Below are 17,355 nucleotides of genomic sequence, written 5' to 3'. Positions count from 1 at the left end.
TCGGCGGCCCGTGCGTTTGCGCACGGGCCGCCGTTACGGTTTCCTTGACAGTGGTCGGCGTCCGCCGGCCAGGTCGGTCCTGCCGACCACACCGGTGACGGCCCTCGTCCGGGTCGCCGGTCCCAGAAGTTCGGAGTCCTCGTGTTCAGAGCGGTCGCGCGCATCATGCGCACCCCAGATCTTCGCAAGAAGATCGGCTTCACCCTCGCGATCATCGCGCTGTTCCGCCTGGGGTCGTACATCCCCGCACCGTTCGTCGACTACTCCGCCGTGCAGACCTGTCTCGCCAGCGCGTCGTCGTCCGGCGGTCTGTACGACCTGATCAACCTGTTCTCCGGTGGCGCACTGCTGAAGCTCTCGGTCTTCGCGCTCGGGATCATGCCGTACATCACGTCGTCGATCATCGTGCAGCTGCTGCGCGTGGTCATCCCGCACTTCGACGCCCTCTACAAGGAGGGGCAGTCCGGTCAGGCCAAGCTGACGCAGTACACGCGCTACCTCACCATCGCGCTCGGCGTGCTGCAGTCCACGACCCTGATCACGGTCGCCCGCTCCGGTGCCCTCTTCGGCACGAACGCCTCGTCGTCCTGCTCGTCGATCATCTCGAACGACAGCTGGTACGCGATCATGCTCATGGTCGTCACGCTGACCGCCGGCACCGGCCTCATCATGTGGATGGGCGAGCTCGTCACCGAGCGCGGCATCGGCAACGGCATGTCGCTCCTCATCTTCACGTCGATCGCGGCGCAGTTCCCGTCGGCGCTCTGGGCCATCGAGCAGTCGCAGTCCTTCGAGCTCTTCCTCTTCGTCATCCTCGTCGGCCTGGTGATCATGATGGCCGTCGTGTTCGTCGAGCAGTCGCAGCGGCGCATCCCCGTCCAGTACGCCAAGCGCATGGTCGGTCGACGCACCTACGGCGGCAACAACACGTACATCCCGATCAAGGTGAACATGGCCGGCGTCGTGCCCGTCATCTTCGCCTCGTCGCTGCTGTACCTGCCGGCCCTGGTCGCGCAGTTCAACCAGCCCTCCGACGGCACCGAGCCGGCCGCATGGGTGACCTGGATCCAGTCGAACCTGACCTCTGGCGACAACTGGTTCTACATGGTCCTGTACTTCCTGCTCATCGTCGGCTTCACGTACTTCTACGTCGCGATCACCTTCAACCCCGAAGAGGTCGCGGACAACATGAAGAAGTACGGCGGGTTCATCCCCGGCATCCGTGCCGGTCGTCCCACCGCCGAGTACCTCGACTACGTCCTGACCCGGGTGACGCTGCCCGGCTCGCTCTACCTCGGTCTCATCGCGCTCATCCCGCTGGCAGCACTGGCGCTGTTCGGCGCGAACCAGAACTTCCCGTTCGGTGGCGCGAGCATCCTCATCATCGTGGGTGTCGGTCTCGAGACCGTGAAGCAGATCGACTCGCAGCTGCAGCAACGTCACTACGAAGGGCTTCTCCGTTGAGCGCACGTCTCATCATCGTCGGACCCCCCGGGGCAGGGAAGGGCACCCAGGCCGGCCGCATCGCCGAGTCCTTCGGGATCCCCGCCGTCTCCACGGGCGACATCTTCCGCAAGAACGTCGCAGAGGGCACTCCGCTCGGCGTCCAGGCGAAGGCGATCATGGACGCGGGCGACTACGTCCCCGACTCCCTCACGAACGAGCTCGTCAAGTCGCGCCTGAACGAGGCCGACGCACAGGGCGGGTTCCTGCTCGACGGGTACCCCCGCACGGTAGGGCAGGTCGAGTACCTCGACGCACTGCTCGCCGAGCAGGGCACCGGGATCGACGCCGTCATCCAGCTCGTCGCCGACCAGGACGAGCTCGTGGGCCGGCTCCTGAAGCGCGCCGAGGAGCAGGGCCGCAGCGACGACAACGAGGAGACCATCCGTCGTCGTCAGCAGGTCTACACGGAGCAGACCGCCCCGATCGTGAACGCCTACGGCGAGCGTGGCCTCGTGGTCGACGTCGACGGCCTCGGCGGCATCGACGAGGTAGGCGACCGCATCCAGACGGCCCTGTCCTCGCGCGGGATGACCGCGGGCGTCTGACGCCACGTGGTCCGTCTCCGCAAGCCCTCGATCTACAAGACCCCGGACGAGCTCCGCGCCATGGTGCGCCCCGGCCAGCTGACTGAGCAGGCCCTGCTCGCGGTCCGCGACGCGGTCCGTCCCGGCATCACGACGGGCGAACTCGACGCGATCGCCGAGTCCGTCATCCGTGACGGCGGCGGCATCCCGAACTTCCAGCTCGTCCCGGGCTACCACCACACGCTCTGCGTGTCGGTGAACGACGAGATCGTCCACGGGATCCCGGGTGACCGCGTGCTGCAGCCTGGTGACATCGTGTCGGTGGACGCCGGCGCCGAGGTCGACGGCTGGAACGGCGACAGCGCGTTCACGACGGTCGTCCCGGGTGGCGACGCCCCGCTGACCGCGGCGCGGCAGACGCTCTGCGACACGACCGAGCGTGCGCTCTGGCACGGCATCGCCGCGCTGGCGCACGTGAAGAACCTGCACGAGGTCGGCGCCGTGATCGAGGACGCCATCGACGAGACGGGCGTCTGGGGCATCGTCGAGGACTTCACCGGACACGGCATCGGCCGGTCCATGCACGAGGACCCGCCGGTGTTCAACTACCGCGTCCGCGGTGCCGGGCCCGCGGTGAAGCCGGGCCTGGTGGTCGCTATCGAGCCGATGGTCACCGCCGGCACGATCGACAGCTCGACCGATGACGACGACTGGACGGTCCGGACGCTGGACGGTTCGGACGCGGCACACTGGGAGCACAGCATCGCGGTCCACGCCGGCGGCATCTGGGTCCTGACCGCCGCTGACGGCGGTGCGGCCGGCCTGGCTCCGCTGGGTGTGACGCCGGTCCCGATCCCGTAGGTCGCCTGCCGACGGCGTCGGCCGTCACCTGCCTGGAGGCGCGGCGTGCGTCCGCCCCGCCGGCCGCGCCGGCTGGGTGGTCGCGTCCACGGCCGCACCCGAGTCTCGGGGCGGGCGACGGCTCTCGTGCCTGTGAACCCGAGGACTGTCGCTGCGCCCGAGTCTCAGCTCACGCGGCGCGAGACTCGGGGCCCGAGATCAGTTGTTGCCGACGGAGCAGGTCTGTTCCGAGGCACTCTGCCCGGTGATCGAGGAGGGGAGCGGCGTCGACGTGGGCGTCGCGGCCGACGTGCTCGTGCCGGTGCCGGTGCCGGTGCCGGTACCGGTGCCGGCCGAGGTGGACCCCGACGACGGCGTCCCCGCTGCCGAGGACCCCGTGGAGCCCGTCGACCCGGTCGAGCCCGCGGCACTGCCGGCGGACGGTGCCGCGGTCGCGCTGCTCGTACCGGACGGCGACTCCTCGGAAGCGCGGCCCGTGGAGGAATCGCTCAACGAGGTCTTCTGGTCGTTCTGCAGCGCCACGTTGAGCGTGTGCGCGGCGTCCTGGTCGACGATCACGCGCGCGTTGTCGTCCGGGTCGTCCGCGACGGGGTACTGCACGAAGAGCATGTTCGCCGTGCTCATGCCGCGGAGCGCCCCGGCGAGCCCGACGAGCGTGCGGGTCTGTGCGAGGCCGTCCGAGAGGGTCATGTTCGACAGCGCCGCACCGGCGAGCTTGTAGAGCGTGATCGGGTTGGACAGCGTGCCGTCCGCGGTGACCTTGCGGAGCAGCGCGGACAGGAACACCTGCTGCGAGCTGATCCGTGCGAGGTCGCTGCCGTCGCCGACGCCGTGCCGGGTGCGGAGGAAGGCCAGGGCATCGGAGCCCTCGAGGTTGTGCGACCCGGCCGTCAGGTGGAGTCCGGTGTACGTGTCGTTGATCGGTTCCGCCACGCAGACGTCCACGCCACCGAGGGCGTTCGACATCTCGATGACGCCGTCGAAGGTGATGAGGCCGGCGTACGGGATGCTCAGGCCGGTCAGGTTCTCGACGGTGTCGACCACGCACGAGACGCCGCCGTTGCCGAGGGCGGTGTTGAACTGCGCGGAGGTCGCCGCCGGGTACGTGGTGCCCGTCTCGGGGTTGGAGCACGCCGGGATCGGCACCATGAGGTCACGCGGGAAGCTGACCGCGGTGAGCTGCTGGTGGTCCTGCGAGATGTGGATGAGCATCGTGACGTCGTTGCGGGCGCCCTCGACGTCCTCGTCGGAGTCGAACTGCCCCACGCGGGTGTCGCTGCCGATGAGCAGGATGTTCGCGCCGCCCTTGATCGCCGTGATGTCGGCGGTCTGCGCGGTGCTCTGGTCGTCGGTGCTCAGCTGGACCGTCTTCGGCGCAGTGGCGAGCTGGGCGCCGGCGATGGCGGCGACGCTCGTGCCGCTGACGAGCACGACGGCCAGGGCTGATGCCACGACCGAGGCCGCGGTCGTCCACCCGCGCCGGCGGGGGAGCCGTCCGTGGCGGGCGAGCGGTCGTCGGGTGGCGTCGGGCACGTGGTCTCCGTTCAGGGGTCCGGCGCGGGAGGGAGCGACCGGACGGTGCAGCGGTGTCACGCTAGGGTCCGGTGACTGGCGACGGCCCGGAACGCGCCGTCAAAGCACTGTGGAACACTCAGACTGCCCGGGGCGACGCGCCGCGGGAAGCCCCACTCGTGGGGACTGCCGTGGGGACTTCCCCGTCTCCACTTGGCAATCCTGGGTCTATCACATAAGATCGATCTTTGGTGTGCCATGCCTTCTTGGCGTGGCGCCCGACCCGCAGACCGGCTCGGGGATCACACCGGTAATCCAACCAAGCGACAGTGAGGCTATGGCCAAGAAAGACGGCGTCATCGAGATCGAAGGCTCGGTGCTCGAAGCTCTGCCCAACGCGATGTTCCGCGTTGAGCTGACCAACGGACACAAGGTCCTCGCGCACATCTCCGGGAAGATGCGCCAGCACTACATCCGCATCCTCCCCGAGGACCGCGTGATCGTGGAGCTGAGCCCGTACGACCTGACCCGCGGCCGGATCGTCTACCGCTACAAGTGATCCGCGAGCTGGAAAGGAACGGCTCGGCAATCCTGCCGGGTACGAAGCCAGCGAGCACGAGGAAACAACAATGAAGGTCAACCCCAGCGTCAAGCCCATCTGCGAGCACTGCCGTGTCATTCGCCGCAAGGGCCGCGTCATGGTGATCTGCAAGAGCAACCCGCGTCACAAGCAGCGCCAGGGCTAGTCCCCACCGGGAACCGGCTGGCTGCCTGATGCGGATCGCCCTCGGGCGGCCTGCGCAGGAACCACAACTCAACATCGAACGCAGTACCAAGAACCGCGCGAGCGGGGACACCTCGGGTCGGAGGCCCGAGCACCGGTACTGCTCCACACCTCCATCGACAACAGGAGCAGCCAGCACATGGCACGTCTAGCAGGCGTCGACATCCCGCGCGAGAAGCGCGTGGAGATCGCACTCACGTACATCTACGGCGTCGGCCGTACCCGCGCGGTCCAGGCACTCGCCGAGACCGGTATCTCCGGTGACATCCGCGTCAAGGACCTGACCGACGACCAGCTCGTCGCCCTCCGCGACTTCATCGAGGGCAACTTCAAGGTGGAGGGTGACCTCCGCCGTGAGGTCGCCGCCGACATCCGCCGCAAGGTCGAGATCGGTAGCTACGAGGGTCTTCGCCACCGTCGTGGTCTCCCGGTGCGCGGTCAGCGCACCAAGACCAACGCGCGTACCCGCAAGGGACCGAAGCGCACCGTGGCAGGCAAGAAGAAGGCTCGATAGGAGACCCCGATGGCTACCCCCAAGACTGCCGCGCGCAAGCCGCGCCGCAAGGAGAAGAAGAACGTCGCAGTGGGCCAGGCCCACATCAAGAGCACGTTCAACAACACGATCGTCAGCATCACCGACCCGTCGGGTGCCGTCCTCAGCTGGGCGTCCTCGGGTGCCGTGGGCTTCAAGGGTTCGCGCAAGTCGACGCCGTTCGCGGCGCAGCTCGCCGCCGAGTCCGCCGCGCGTCAGGCGCAGGAGCACGGCGTCAAGAAGGTCGACGTCTTCGTGAAGGGTCCGGGTTCGGGCCGCGAGACCGCGATCCGTTCCCTCCAGGCCGCTGGCCTCGAGGTCGGCTCGATCAACGACGTCACGCCGCAGGCGCACAACGGGTGCCGCCCGCCCAAGCGCCGTCGCGTCTGACGCGAGGAGCAACCGGCCGCGCCCTGCTCGTCCCCTGACCGGATCACCTCCGGCGGGGGCGGGCGGGGCCCGCGGCCATTCCTGGTCGTTCGATCGCGCACTCCGGTGCGCGTGATCACAACTCAACAGACCCGTCGGAGCCCGGTCGGCCCCGACGTACCGCCGAGTGTCATATAGCGGACACTCCGCCGAAAGGAATCCCACAGTGCTCATTGCACAGCGCCCCACCCTGACCGAGGAATCGATCTCCGAGTTCCGCTCGCGCTTCGTCATCGAGCCGCTCGAGCCGGGCTTCGGGTACACCCTCGGCAACTCGCTGCGCCGCACGCTCCTCTCCTCGATCCCCGGCGCGGCTGTCACCAGCATCCGCATCGACGGCGTCCTCCACGAGTTCAGCACCGTTCCCGGTGTCAAGGAAGACGTCACCGAGATCATCCTCAACATCAAGAGCCTGGTCGTCTCCAGCGAGCACGACGAGCCGATCACCGCGTACCTGCGCAAGCAGGGTGCCGGTCAGGTCACCGCTGCGGACATCTCCGCACCGGCCGGCGTCGAGATCCACAACCCGGACCTCGTCATCGCGACCCTGAACGACACCGCGCGCTTCGAGCTCGAGCTGACGATCGAGCGTGGCCGTGGCTACGTCTCGGCGACCCAGAACCGCTCGGAGTTCAGCGAGGCCGGTCAGATCCCGATCGACTCGATCTACTCCCCGGTCCTCAAGGTCACCTACCGCGTCGAGGCGACGCGTGCCGGTGAGCGCACGGACTTCGACCGCCTGGTCGTCGACGTCGAGTCGAAGCCGGCCATCACGCCGCGCGACGCCATCGCATCGGCCGGCCGGACGCTCGTCGAGCTGTTCGGGCTCGCCCGTGAGCTCAACACGGCGGCCGAGGGCATCGAGATCGGCCCCGCGCCGGTCGACGCGGTGCTCTCGAACGAGCTGCAGACCCCGATCGAGGACCTCGACCTGTCGGTCCGCAGCTACAACTGCCTCAAGCGGGAGGGCATCAACACGGTGTCCGAGCTCGTCGCCCTGTCGGAGACGCAGCTCATGAACATCCGCAACTTCGGTCAGAAGTCGGTGGACGAGGTCAAGGACAAGCTCACCGAGCTCGGCCTGTCCCTCAAGGACACCGTCCCCGGATTCGACGGCGCCCACTTCTACAGCGGGTACGACGAGGACGAGTCCAACAACTGACCTCGCGCTCACGCGCACGCGTGCCGCTGACGTAGCGCGCACCACTCTTTCACCACTGGAGAACTGACATGCCGAAGCCCACCAAGGGCCCCCGCCTCGGTGGCGGCCCCGCCCACGAGCGCCTGCTCCTGAGCAACCTCGCCAACGCCCTCTTCACGCACGGTCGCATCACGACCACCGAGACGAAGGCCAAGCGCCTCCGTCCCGTCGCGGAGCGTCTCATCACGTTCGCGAAGCGCGGCGACCTGCACGCCCGTCGTCGGGTCATCGCGGCCCTCCGCGACAAGTCGGTCGTGCACACGCTGTTCACGGAGATCGCCCCGCAGGTCGCTGACCGTCAGGGTGGCTACACCCGCATCACGAAGCTCGGTTTCCGCAAGGGCGACAACGCTCCCCTCGCGTCGATCGAGCTCGTCCTCGAGCCGGTGTCGGGCACGCCCGCCCCGGTGACCCGCAACGCGGCTCCGGCCGCTGCTGCCCCGGTCGAGGAGCCGGCCACGGACGAGACCACCGAGGAGGCCCCGGTCGAAGAGACCGAGACCACCGAGGAGTCCGCTCCGGTCGAGACGGAGACCGAGACCGAGGCTGCTGCCGAGGTCGAGGACGACGCTGCTTCGAAGTCTGACGACGCTGCGTCCGACGACGCTGCGTCCGACGACACCAAGTCGGAAGACAAGTAGCACCCAGCACCACCCCCAGGACGCCCCCGCGACGCACGTCGCGGGGGCGTCCTCGCGTTCCGGGGGTGACCGGACGGCGGCCTGGAGGCGCGGTGCGGGCCCGCCACGCGCCTCCAGGCCGTCGACGTGACGAGTCCGGAGAACGCGGTTCCGTCCGTCCTGACAGCCCACCGGCCGTATCGTGACCGGCCGACGGGACGAGAGGAACACATGCCGTTCGAGCACATCGCGGGGGTCGGTACCCGGATCTGGCGGTGGAGCCGGGTCTCGGGGACGCAACCGCGCCTGCTGCACGCCGCCAAGGCGGCCGCTGCCGCGGTGATCGCGTGGTTCATCGCCCGGCACGTGCCGGGCGTCGCCGCCGAGTACCCGTACTACGCCCCGCTCGGTGCCGTCGTGGCGATGCAGACCACCGTGTTCGCCGGCATCCGGAGCGGCGTGCAGACGCTGATCGGGATCGCGCTCGGCATCGTCATCGCCGGCTTCACGATGTGGGTGGGGGACCCCGGGTTCCTCGCGGTCGCGCTGGCGGTCGGCATCGGTGTGCTCGTGGGTGGGTTCCGCGTGCTCGGCGAGGGCAGCTCGTGGGTGTCGACGGCCGCGCTGTTCGTGCTGCTCGTCGGCGGTGCGCACGCCGAGGGCTACTCGCTCGGGTACCTCGTGCAGATGGCCGTCGGGGTCACGGTCGGCCTGCTCGTCAACTTCCTCGTCTTCCCGCCGCTGCACTTCTGGGACGCCGAGCACCGCATCGACGCGGTCAACGGGGTCCTCGCGGACCACCTCGAGGGGCTCGCGAACGTCCTCGAGGAGGGCAAGCGCGACGAGAAGGCGTGGGACCACCAGCAGGACCGACTCGACCGGGCGATCGCCGACGTGCGCTCCCGGGTGTCGATCGCGCACGAGAGCCGGCGGCTCAACCCCCGTGGTGCACTCCGCGGGTCACGGGCCCGGCTGCAGAAGGACGGCGCCCGCTTCCGCGCGCTCGAGCGGGTGGCCTGGTACACGACGGACCTCACCGAGCTCGTCGCACGTTCCGGGCCGGTGTCCGAGGGGCTCGGGCGGCCGGACCCGGCGTTCGCGGCGCCGCTGTCGAAGGCGATGCGACAGCTCTCGTGCGTGATCCGTGGCGAGTGCCCCGAGGAAGAGGGCGACGAGGCGATCGCGGAGGTCGAGCGGGCGCTGGATGCCTCGCGGGAGAACCCCTCGCACGTGGCGGTGACCTCGGCGGCGCTCGTCGCGCTGCGGGGCATCGTGGAGTCGGAGCGGCGCGCGACCGACGACCTGGACACCCGGACCGGCCCGTCGGCGTTCGGACGCCCGCGCGGCTGACCCCTCGACTTCATAACACTGTGGTTATAGAGTGGGGTCGTGCACGCATTCGACGTCCTCGGTGACCCCGTCCGGCGGCGGTTGGTGGAGCTCCTCGCCGAGGACGACCACACCGCCGGCGCACTGACGGACGTCATCGCCGACGAGTTCGGCATCTCACAGCCGGCCGTGTCCCGACACCTGCGGGTGCTGCGCGAGGCCGGGTTCGCGTCCGCCGCACCCCGGGGGACGTCGCGCGTGTACCGGCTGGAACCCCGCGCGGTCGAGGAGCTCGACCACGAGGTCGAACGGTACCGCGCGCTCTGGCGGCAGCGGCTCGACGCCCTCTCGACCGAGATCGCGCGGGGTCGTCGTGGCCGGTCCGACGTCGGGACAGCACGACCAGACACGCCACGACCAGCCGCACCACGACCAGCCGCACCACGACACGACGAGGAGTCATGACATGCGCACCACCGACGGCACCATCGAGGACGCACCCGGTGGCGGGTACCTCCTCCGCTTCGCCCAGACCTACCCGACCACGCCCGAGGACCTGTGGGACGCCGTGACCGACCGCGAACGCCTCTCGCGGTGGATGGCACCGCACGAGGGAGACCTGCGGCTCGGCGGCCACTGGGTCGCGCGGTACGACGACGGGACGGCCCTCACCGAGGGCACCGTCACCGCGTGCGACCCGCCGCGCTCCTTCACGACGACCTGGCACGCGCGCGGCGAGGACGAGACGACGGTCGTGGTCACGGTCGACCCCGCACCCGACGGCGCAGCGCTCCGGCTCGAGCACGCCGGGGTCGCGAGCCGGAACTACGGCGCCGGCTGGCACACCTACCTCGAGCTGCTCGAGCTCGACCTCGCCGGGGACCTCGACGGCATCGCGGCGTTCGACTGGGACGCGCGCTACGCCCAGCTGCAGTCGCGCTACCGGGGCGACTGACACCCGCCGCAGCAGGATCGGTCGTCGTCCGTCCGTAGACTCGCAGCGTGCCCGAGCAGCCCCGCATCGCCGTCCTCGGACCCGTGACGGTCGCGGGTCCCTCGGGAGCGCCGACGCCGGTCCCCGGTGCCCTCGCGCGGTCGTTCCTCGCCGCGCTCGTGCTCGCCCGCGGGCACGCCGTCACGACCGAGGCGCTCATCGACGAGCTCTGGCCGACCGACCAGCCCCGCGGTGCCCGGGCAGCACTGCAGACCCTCGTCTCGCGGCTGCGCCGGACCGTCGCGGACGGTGTCGTCGTGTCCACGAGCACCGGGTACGCGCTCGGGTGCGACCCCGACGACGTCGACCTCACCCGGGCCGAACGCGCCGCGGCCGACCACGCCGGCCCGGACGTCGTCCGCACGGCGCTCGACCTCTGGCGGGGCACCCCGGGCGACGACGTCGACGGCGACCTCGGCGCCGCTCTCGCCGAGCGGGCCGGCGTTGCCCGGCGCGCACTGCGGCGCTCACTCGGCACCGCGCTCCTCGACGCCGGGCAGGCGGACGAGGCCGTCGACGTCTGGACGACGGAAGCGCGGGCGAACCCCTTCGACGAGGCCGCGGTCGCCGGGTCCATGCGCGCCCTCGTCGCCGCCGGACGGACAGCCGAGGCGCTCGCCGCCTTCGCGACCCACCGGGACCGATTGGCCGACGAACTCGGAGCGGACCCCTCGGCCGACCTCGTGCGGCTGAACGCCGACCTGCTCCGGCGTTCCGCCGCCGACACCGGACGTGCTCGGCGCATCGGCCTCCGCGCGGCGCCGAACACGCTCGTCGGCCGGCAGGACGACCTCGACACGGTCGCCGACCTGCTGTCGCGGAACCGCCTCGTGACGATCCTCGGCGCGGGCGGCCTCGGGAAGACCCGTCTGGCGCAGGCCGTCGCCGCCGACGTCCCGGCGGCCTGCGGTGTCGTCGTGTTCGAACTCGCACCCCTCGCCGCCGAGGACGTCGTCCCGGCACTCGGGGCACTGCTCGGGATCGCCGAGTTCCGCTCAGCGCGGTCGCTCCGGGACGCCGTCGTCGCCGACCTGCAGGGCCGCGTCGTCCGGGCGCTCGCCGACGGCCCGACACTGCTCGTGCTCGACAACTGCGAGCACCTCGTCGACACCGTGGCCGGGTTCGCCGCGGACCTGCTCGCCGCGGCCCCGGAACTGCGGATCCTCACGACCTCGCGGGCACCCCTCGCGATCGCCGGCGAGGCGGTGGCGCCCCTCGCACCGCTGCCGGTCGAGGCGGACGGCGCCGCGGTCCGCCTGTTCACCGAGCGCGCCCGAGCCGCACGTCCCGGTGCCGTCCTGCCCGTCGACGCCGTGCGGCGCATCTGCACCCGGCTCGACGGCTCACCGCTCGCGATCGAGCTCGCCGCGGCACGGATCCGCGGCATGAGCACCGACGACATCGAGCGCCGGCTGGACGACCGGTTCGCACTCCTCCGCGGTGGCGACCGGAGTGCTCCCGAACGGCACCGCACGCTGCTCGCCGTCATCGAGTGGAGCTGGCGGCTGCTCGACGCCGGGGCGCAGGACCTGCTCACCCGGCTCGCGCTCTTCCCGGACGGGCTCGCCGTCGACGCGGTCGAGGCGGTCGCGGCGCCCGACCGCCGGCACGACGCCCTCGACGACCTGGCCGAGCTCGTCGAGCAGTCCCTCGTGCAGCTCGTCGAGCACGAGGGGGAGCCGGTCCGCTACCGCCTGCTCGAGACCGTCCGCGAGTTCGGCTCCGCCCGCCTCGACGACCGCGGGGCCACCGACGCCGTCCGCACGGCGATGATCGGCTGGGCCCGGACGTTCGCCGCCGACCGGAACCTGTTCACCATCACCGGCGAGGACCAGCTCCGCCGGTTCCACGAGGTCCGCCGCGAAGCCGACAACCTGGTGACCCTGCTGCGCTGGAGCCTGCGCGCCGAGGACGCCTCGGCGACGGCGCAGGTGTTCGCGGCCCTCGGCGGGTACTGGACGCTGCGCGGCGCCCACGGCGAGGTCGTCGCCATCGCCGCCGACGTCGTCGACGTCCTGCGCCGGACACCCCCGGCCGCCGAGGACCTCGCGGCGACCGAGGTCGGGCTCCTCGTCGCCGGCGCCTCGGCCGCGTTCGAGGGCCGGCGGGTCACGGCCCGTGCGGTCTCCGTGCTCCGGCACCTGCGGCGTCGCGTCGGATCGACCGGGTTCCCGGTGCTCGACGCCCAGGTCGCGCTGCTGCTCACCCTCGGTCGCCCCGCCGACGGCACCGCGCTCCTCGCCCGGATGCGCTCCGACCCGGACCCCGGCGTCGCCAGCCTCGCGAACATGCTCAGCGCCCCGCTCGCCGAGAACGACGGGGAGACCGCGGCCGCCCTCCGCTACGCCACCCGCGCCAAGGAACTGTCCGCGACCACCAGGGACGCGTGGACCACCGGCACCGGGGCGGTCACGATGACCCAGCTCCTCGCGCAGACCGGGGACCACGCCGGCGCCCTCGTGGTCGCCGGCGTCGCGCGCGACCAGCTCGAGCACTTCGGCGCCGACGACGACCTGTACGAGATCGGCTGGACGGTCGGACTGTGCTCGGCCTCGACCGGGGACGTGCAGCGCGCCCGCTCCGTCGCCGCCGACCTGCAGCTCCGCCCGGTGGAGGGGCGTGGCGGCTTCGACGGCGACCGCTCGCAGATCGGGGTGCTCGCCGTCGCGATCTCGGCCGAGTGCCTCCGGTACGAGGGCGACCTCGACCGCGCCGCCGCCGAGTACACCGCCGCGTGGGACTGGGTGGTGCCGTTCCGGAAGCAGACGCCGCACTGGACCGTGATGGCGGGAGCCGCGCGGATCGCGGCGGTCGACGAGGCGGCGGCGAGCCGGACCGGCGGAGCTGCACCGCGCCTCCAGGCCGCCGAACGGGACGTCGCTCGCCGCATCCGGGTCGGGGCGCTCGTGATGCTGCGCCTGCACCCGTGGTGGCTGGACCTGCCCGTCATCGGCACCACGCTGGCCGGTCTCGCGGTCGCCGCTGCCCGCTCCGGTCAGGCCGACCACGCGGCCCGCTGCTGGGCGTTCGCGACCCGGTTCGGCTCCCGGCAGGACTTCGCGGTCCTGCTGCACAGCCGGCTGCGGCCCCTCCTCGCCGACGCGGTCGGGGAGTCGGCGCTCGCCGACGCCGAGACGGCCTCGGCCGGGTGGGACCGGGCCGAGGCCGTCTCACGGGCGAGGCTCCTGCTCGAGGAGCTCCGCTTCCGGGCCGGCTGACGGGCCCGATGACCGGCGCACTGACGGGCCCACCGACGGGCCCGCGGCGCGTCAGGCCTTCCGCATGTACGCCCGCACCGTGAGCGGGGCGAACACCGCGACGATCACGGCGGCGCCGAGCAGGCTGATCCACAGGTCGCCGGTCACCGTGCCGTGGTTGATGAGGTCGCGGACCGCGGTGATGAGGTGCGAGATCGGGTTCACCTCGGAGAACCAGCGCAGCCAGTCCGGCAGGGTGTCCGCGGGGACGAACGCGTTCGACAGGAACGTCAACGGGAACAGCACCATGTTGGAGATGCCGGAGACGCTCGAGGCCGTCCGGGCGATCACGCCGAAGTAGGCGAAGATCCAGCTGACCGCCCAGGCGACCACGACGACGAGCAGCCCGGCGAGGACCACCGCGCCGACGCCGCCCTCGGGACGGAGCCCCATCGCGAAGCCGGTGGCGAAGGTGATCGTCGTCGCGATGGCGTACCGGACCGTGTCGGCGAGCAGCGCACCCGCGAGCGGGGCGATGCGGGCGATCGGCAGGGACTTGAAGCGGTCGAACACGCCCTTGTCCATGTCCTCGCGGAGCTGGACGCCGGTGACGATCGACGACGTGATGTTCGTCTGCACGAGGATGCCGGGGATGATGATCGGCAGGTAGCTGGCGATGTCGCCGGCGATCGCGCCACCGAAGATGTACGTGAACATCACGGTGAAGATGATCGGCATCAGGGTCACGTCGAACAGCTGCTCGGGCGTCCGCCGGACCTTCACCAGGCCTCGGTACGCCATCGTGAAGGACTGCCGGACCGTGGCGCCGAGTCCGGAACCGCCGACGCCGGGGCGCGGGGTGATCCGCGGGGCGGAGGTGCCCGTGGTGGGGGTGATGGTGGTCATGCGATGCTCGATTCGAGGTCGGCGTCGGCGGGCTCGTCTGCGGTCGCCGGCGCACCCGTGATGGTGAGGAAGACCTCGTCGAGCGTCGGCTTCTGCACGCTCATCTCGGCGAGGGAGATGCCGGCTTCGCGGAACGACACGAGGAGGTCGGTGACGCGGTCCGGGTCGGACATCGGGGCGGTGAGGCGCGAGCCCTCGGGGCTGGCCACCGCGTCGACGCCGAGGGTGTTCCGGACCAGCGCTCGTGCCGCGTCGAGGCGGAGCGCGTCGGTCAGCCGGAGCTGCAGCGACGAACTGCCGATCGAGGCTTTCAGCTCGTCGCTCGTCCCCTCGGCGACCACCCGTCCGTGGTCGATCACGGCGATGCGGTCGGCGAGCTGGTCGGCCTCGTCGAGGTACTGCGTCGTCAGCAGCACGGTCGACCCGGTCGCCACGAGCTCGCGGATGGTGTCCCACATCTGCGCCCGGGTGCGGGGGTCGAGGCCCGTCGTCGGCTCGTCGAGGAAGATCAGCGGCGGCTGCGCGATGAGGCTCGCCGCCAGGTCGAGACGCCGGCGCATCCCGCCGGAGAAGTTCTTCAACGGGCGCGACGCCGCCTCGGTCAGGCCGAAGCGCTCGAGCAGCTCGACCGCCTTGCGCTTCGACTCGGCGCGGCTCAGGCCGAGCAGCCGGGCGAAGATGACGAGGTTCTCGGTCGCGCTGAGCGTCTCGTCGACACTCGCGTACTGCCCGGTCACGCCGATCAGGGAGCGGACGACCTGCGCCTCGTGGCGGACGTCGTGGCCGAAGACGCGGGCCTCGCCGCCGTCCGGCCGGAGCAGGGTCGCGAGCATGGAGATGGTGGTGGTCTTGCCGGCGCCGTTCGGGCCGAGCACGCCGTAGACGGTCCCGGCCTCCACGCGGAGGTCGACACCGTCCACTGCACGGTTCGTCCCGAAGGTCTTGACGAGGCCGGTGGCCTCGACCGCGAGCGGTGTGGTGGTCATGCGCCCAGGTCCTCTCGAGTGACTCGACGTGCTTCGTCGATGTCGTGGACGATCGTGCCGCGGCCCGCTCACGTGGCACTGACGCGGCACTGACATCGCTACCGTGGGGGTGTGAGTGAGCGCGAGCAGGTCCGGCTGCGACTGGACGTCGCCTACGACGGGGCGGCGTTCTCCGGGTGGGCGCGGCAGCCCGGACTCCGCACCGTCCAGGGAGCGCTCGAGAGCGCACTCGCCACCGTCTTCACGCGCTGGGGCGAACCCCCGCAGCTCACCGTCGCCGGGCGCACCGACGCCGGCGTGCACGCCACCGGGCAGGTGGCGCACCTCGACCTCACCGCCGAGCAGTGGGGCGCCCTCACCCGCCCCCGCCGCTCCGCACCGGACGGGCCGCCGCGGACCTCGCTCGACGGACTGGTCAAGCGCGTCAACGGCATCGCGGCGCCAGAGGGGGACGTCGTCATCACCCGGGCCTCGGTCGCGCCCGACGGGTTCGACGCCCGGTTCTCCCCGCTCTGGCGGCGCTACGAGTACCGGATCGCGGACGCCGACGCCGGGCGCGATCCACGTCGGCGGGGGCACACGGTGTGGCACCCGACGCGGCTGGACCCGGCGGCGATGGAGCGCGGTGCGCTGCGGTTGCTGGGGCTGCACGACTTCGCGACCTTCTGCAAGCCGCGCGAGGGCGCGACCACGATCCGGACGCTGCAGGAGTTCCGCTGGGACCGTGAGCCGGACGGCGTGCTGGTGGCGCGCCTCCAGGCCGATGCCTTCTGCCACTCCATGGTGCGGGCGATGGTGGGGGCGACCATCGCGGTGGGCGAGGGGCGCTTCGGGCCGGACCGCCTCGAGGAGCTGCGCACCGCGCAGACCCGGACGAGCGCGTTCAAGACAGCGCCGGCGAAGGGGCTCACCCTGACCGAGGTCGGCTACCCGGCCGACGACGAGCTCGCCGCGCGTGCCACGCAGACGCGGGCCCGCCGCGCTGCGGACGAACCCTCGGCTACCGTCGAGGGATGAGCTCCCGCGAACCCCGGTCCGTCGTCTCCGTCGCCCCCGGTGTGGTCTTCGTCGAGGGGCCGGTGTCGAACTGGGTCGTCCTGGCGGAGGAGGACGGCGTCGCGCTCATCGACGCCGGCTACCCCGCCGACACCGACCTCGTGCTCGACACCGTCCGGTACGCCGGGCACGACCTCGACGACCTGCGCCGCGTCTACGTCACCCACGGCCACGTCGACCACGTCGGCGGGATCCCCGGCATCCTGGCGCGGTACCCGGACGTCCAGGTCCTGGCGCACGCCGACGAGCTCGACAACGTGCGCGGACCCGTCCGGCAGCAGGTGACCCCCGCGGAGATCGGCGGACGGCTGGCGTCGCCGCGGGTCCTCCGCTGGCTCGCGCGGGCGATCCGGTCCGACGCGCTCCGACCGACCACCGTGCCCACCGCGCGGGCCTTCACCGGCGCGGACTTCGACGGTCGGGCGATCACGCCGCTGCCCGCCGAGGGGCACACCGACGGGTCCACCGCGTACCTGCTGCCGGCGGCGAACGCGATCGTCACGGGCGACGCCGTCGTGAGCCGGCACGACACGCAACCGGCGTCGTGGTCGCCGCGGCCGCGGATGATCACGTCGTTCTTCACGGCGGACCAGGAGCGGGCGGTCGAGTCGGCGCGGGCGCTGCCGATCCCCGAGATCCTGCTGCCGGGGCACGGGCCGGCCGTGCACCGGGTCGGCACGGAGTGGGTGCCGGTCAGCGCCTGAGGCCGCCGCGACGGCGGCGCGCCGCCGCGGCGGCGGCGGCGGCGCGCCCTCGCGCCCGCGATGGAAAGCGGAATCGGGCGTACCTGGTCGGAAAGAACGACCAGGTACGCCCGAAACGGCCAGGTACGCCCGGAACGACCAGGTACGCCCGGAACGACCAGGTACGCCCGAAACGACCAGGTACGCCCGAAACGACCAGGCCCCGCACGCACCC

At 71.4% G+C, this 17,355-nt stretch carries 18 protein-coding genes; 15 read left to right on the top strand and 3 right to left on the bottom strand.

Annotated elements, in window-relative coordinates; all coding sequences use genetic code 11:
- Positions 1-141: 141 nt before the first annotated feature.
- Genes secY through map form a run of 3 tightly spaced genes read left to right on the top strand, consistent with a single transcriptional unit; the run spans position 142 to position 2,891 of the window.
- Positions 142-1,464, top strand: a complete 1,323-nt coding sequence (gene secY / locus EDF64_RS05790) for a preprotein translocase subunit SecY (protein ID WP_071292533.1) — start codon at positions 142-144, stop codon at positions 1,462-1,464.
- Positions 1,461-2,051 carry an adenylate kinase gene (locus tag EDF64_RS05785; protein ID WP_133519105.1) on the top strand — a complete coding sequence of 197 codons (591 nt, stop codon included), beginning with the start codon at positions 1,461-1,463 and terminating at the stop codon, positions 2,049-2,051. The genes secY and EDF64_RS05785 overlap by 4 nt, the downstream gene beginning before the upstream one ends.
- 60 nt (positions 2,052-2,111) lie before the next feature.
- Positions 2,112-2,891 (top strand): type I methionyl aminopeptidase, encoded by a 780-nt coding sequence (gene map, locus EDF64_RS05780; protein ID WP_432207016.1) that lies wholly within the window; start codon positions 2,112-2,114, stop codon positions 2,889-2,891.
- A gap of 198 nt (positions 2,892-3,089) precedes the next feature.
- Here map and EDF64_RS05775 read toward each other — a convergent pair whose 3' ends face one another.
- On the bottom strand, positions 3,090-4,424 hold the full coding sequence (locus EDF64_RS05775) for an LCP family protein (protein ID WP_243736265.1): 1,335 nt from the start codon (positions 4,422-4,424) through the stop codon (positions 3,090-3,092).
- A gap of 316 nt (positions 4,425-4,740) precedes the next feature.
- Here EDF64_RS05775 and infA point away from each other — a divergent pair, with 316 nt between their 5' ends.
- From infA to EDF64_RS05725, 10 genes are all read left to right on the top strand, one after another.
- Complete coding sequence (gene infA, locus EDF64_RS05770; protein ID WP_017885509.1) at positions 4,741-4,962, top strand: translation initiation factor IF-1; 222 nt, start codon at positions 4,741-4,743, stop codon at positions 4,960-4,962.
- 70 nt (positions 4,963-5,032) lie between these two features.
- On the top strand, positions 5,033-5,149 hold the full coding sequence (gene rpmJ, locus EDF64_RS05765; protein WP_022903266.1) for a 50S ribosomal protein L36: 117 nt from the start codon (positions 5,033-5,035) through the stop codon (positions 5,147-5,149).
- A gap of 177 nt (positions 5,150-5,326) precedes the next feature.
- Positions 5,327-5,701, top strand: a complete 375-nt coding sequence (gene rpsM / locus EDF64_RS05760; RefSeq protein ID WP_058728274.1) for a 30S ribosomal protein S13 — start codon at positions 5,327-5,329, stop codon at positions 5,699-5,701.
- Between the two features lie 9 nt (positions 5,702-5,710).
- Complete coding sequence (rpsK, locus tag EDF64_RS05755) at positions 5,711-6,109, top strand: 30S ribosomal protein S11 (RefSeq protein ID WP_017885507.1); 399 nt, start codon at positions 5,711-5,713, stop codon at positions 6,107-6,109.
- A 205-nt stretch (positions 6,110-6,314) separates the two neighbouring features.
- The gene (locus EDF64_RS05750) at positions 6,315-7,310 is read left to right on the top strand and encodes a DNA-directed RNA polymerase subunit alpha (RefSeq protein ID WP_079237370.1); all 996 of its coding nucleotides are present in this window, start codon (positions 6,315-6,317) and stop codon (positions 7,308-7,310) included.
- Positions 7,311-7,378: 68 nt separating this feature from the next.
- On the top strand, positions 7,379-7,990 hold the full coding sequence (rplQ, locus tag EDF64_RS05745; RefSeq protein WP_133519103.1) for a 50S ribosomal protein L17: 612 nt from the start codon (positions 7,379-7,381) through the stop codon (positions 7,988-7,990).
- 210 nt (positions 7,991-8,200) lie between these two features.
- Positions 8,201-9,319: an FUSC family protein gene (locus tag EDF64_RS05740; protein WP_133519102.1), complete on the top strand. Its 1,119-nt coding sequence runs from the start codon at positions 8,201-8,203 to the stop codon at positions 9,317-9,319.
- A 39-nt stretch (positions 9,320-9,358) separates the two neighbouring features.
- Complete coding sequence (locus EDF64_RS05735) at positions 9,359-9,763, top strand: ArsR/SmtB family transcription factor (RefSeq protein ID WP_133519101.1); 405 nt, start codon at positions 9,359-9,361, stop codon at positions 9,761-9,763.
- A 1-nt stretch (position 9,764) separates the two neighbouring features.
- Positions 9,765-10,253 carry an SRPBCC family protein gene (locus EDF64_RS05730; RefSeq protein ID WP_133519100.1) on the top strand — a complete coding sequence of 163 codons (489 nt, stop codon included), beginning with the start codon at positions 9,765-9,767 and terminating at the stop codon, positions 10,251-10,253.
- A gap of 47 nt (positions 10,254-10,300) precedes the next feature.
- Complete coding sequence (locus EDF64_RS05725) at positions 10,301-13,510, top strand: BTAD domain-containing putative transcriptional regulator (protein ID WP_133519099.1); 3,210 nt, start codon at positions 10,301-10,303, stop codon at positions 13,508-13,510.
- Between the two features lie 51 nt (positions 13,511-13,561).
- Here the strand turns inward: EDF64_RS05725 and EDF64_RS05720 are convergent, their stop codons facing one another.
- Together EDF64_RS05720 and EDF64_RS05715 are read right to left on the bottom strand one after the other, a co-directional pair.
- Positions 13,562-14,395 (bottom strand): ABC transporter permease, encoded by an 834-nt coding sequence (locus tag EDF64_RS05720; RefSeq protein ID WP_133519098.1) that lies wholly within the window; start codon positions 14,393-14,395, stop codon positions 13,562-13,564.
- Positions 14,392-15,381, bottom strand: coding sequence for an ATP-binding cassette domain-containing protein (locus EDF64_RS05715; protein ID WP_133519097.1), 990 nt, complete (start codon positions 15,379-15,381; stop codon positions 14,392-14,394). The genes EDF64_RS05720 and EDF64_RS05715 overlap by 4 nt, the downstream gene beginning before the upstream one ends.
- Positions 15,382-15,492: 111 nt before the next feature.
- Between EDF64_RS05715 and truA the strand changes: the two genes are divergently transcribed.
- Positions 15,493-16,398, top strand: a complete 906-nt coding sequence (gene truA / locus EDF64_RS05710) for a tRNA pseudouridine(38-40) synthase TruA (protein WP_133519096.1) — start codon at positions 15,493-15,495, stop codon at positions 16,396-16,398.
- Complete coding sequence (locus EDF64_RS05705; protein ID WP_133519095.1) at positions 16,395-17,141, top strand: MBL fold metallo-hydrolase; 747 nt, start codon at positions 16,395-16,397, stop codon at positions 17,139-17,141. Before truA ends, EDF64_RS05705 begins: the two co-directional genes overlap by 4 nt.
- Positions 17,142-17,355: the final 214 nt, after the last annotated feature.

The organism is Curtobacterium flaccumfaciens (genome assembly GCF_004361695.1).
Classification (GTDB): Bacteria; Actinomycetota; Actinomycetes; order Actinomycetales; family Microbacteriaceae; genus Curtobacterium; species Curtobacterium flaccumfaciens_B.
Note: the sequence above shows the minus strand (reverse complement) of the source record. Positions and strands in the feature narration are given on the sequence as shown.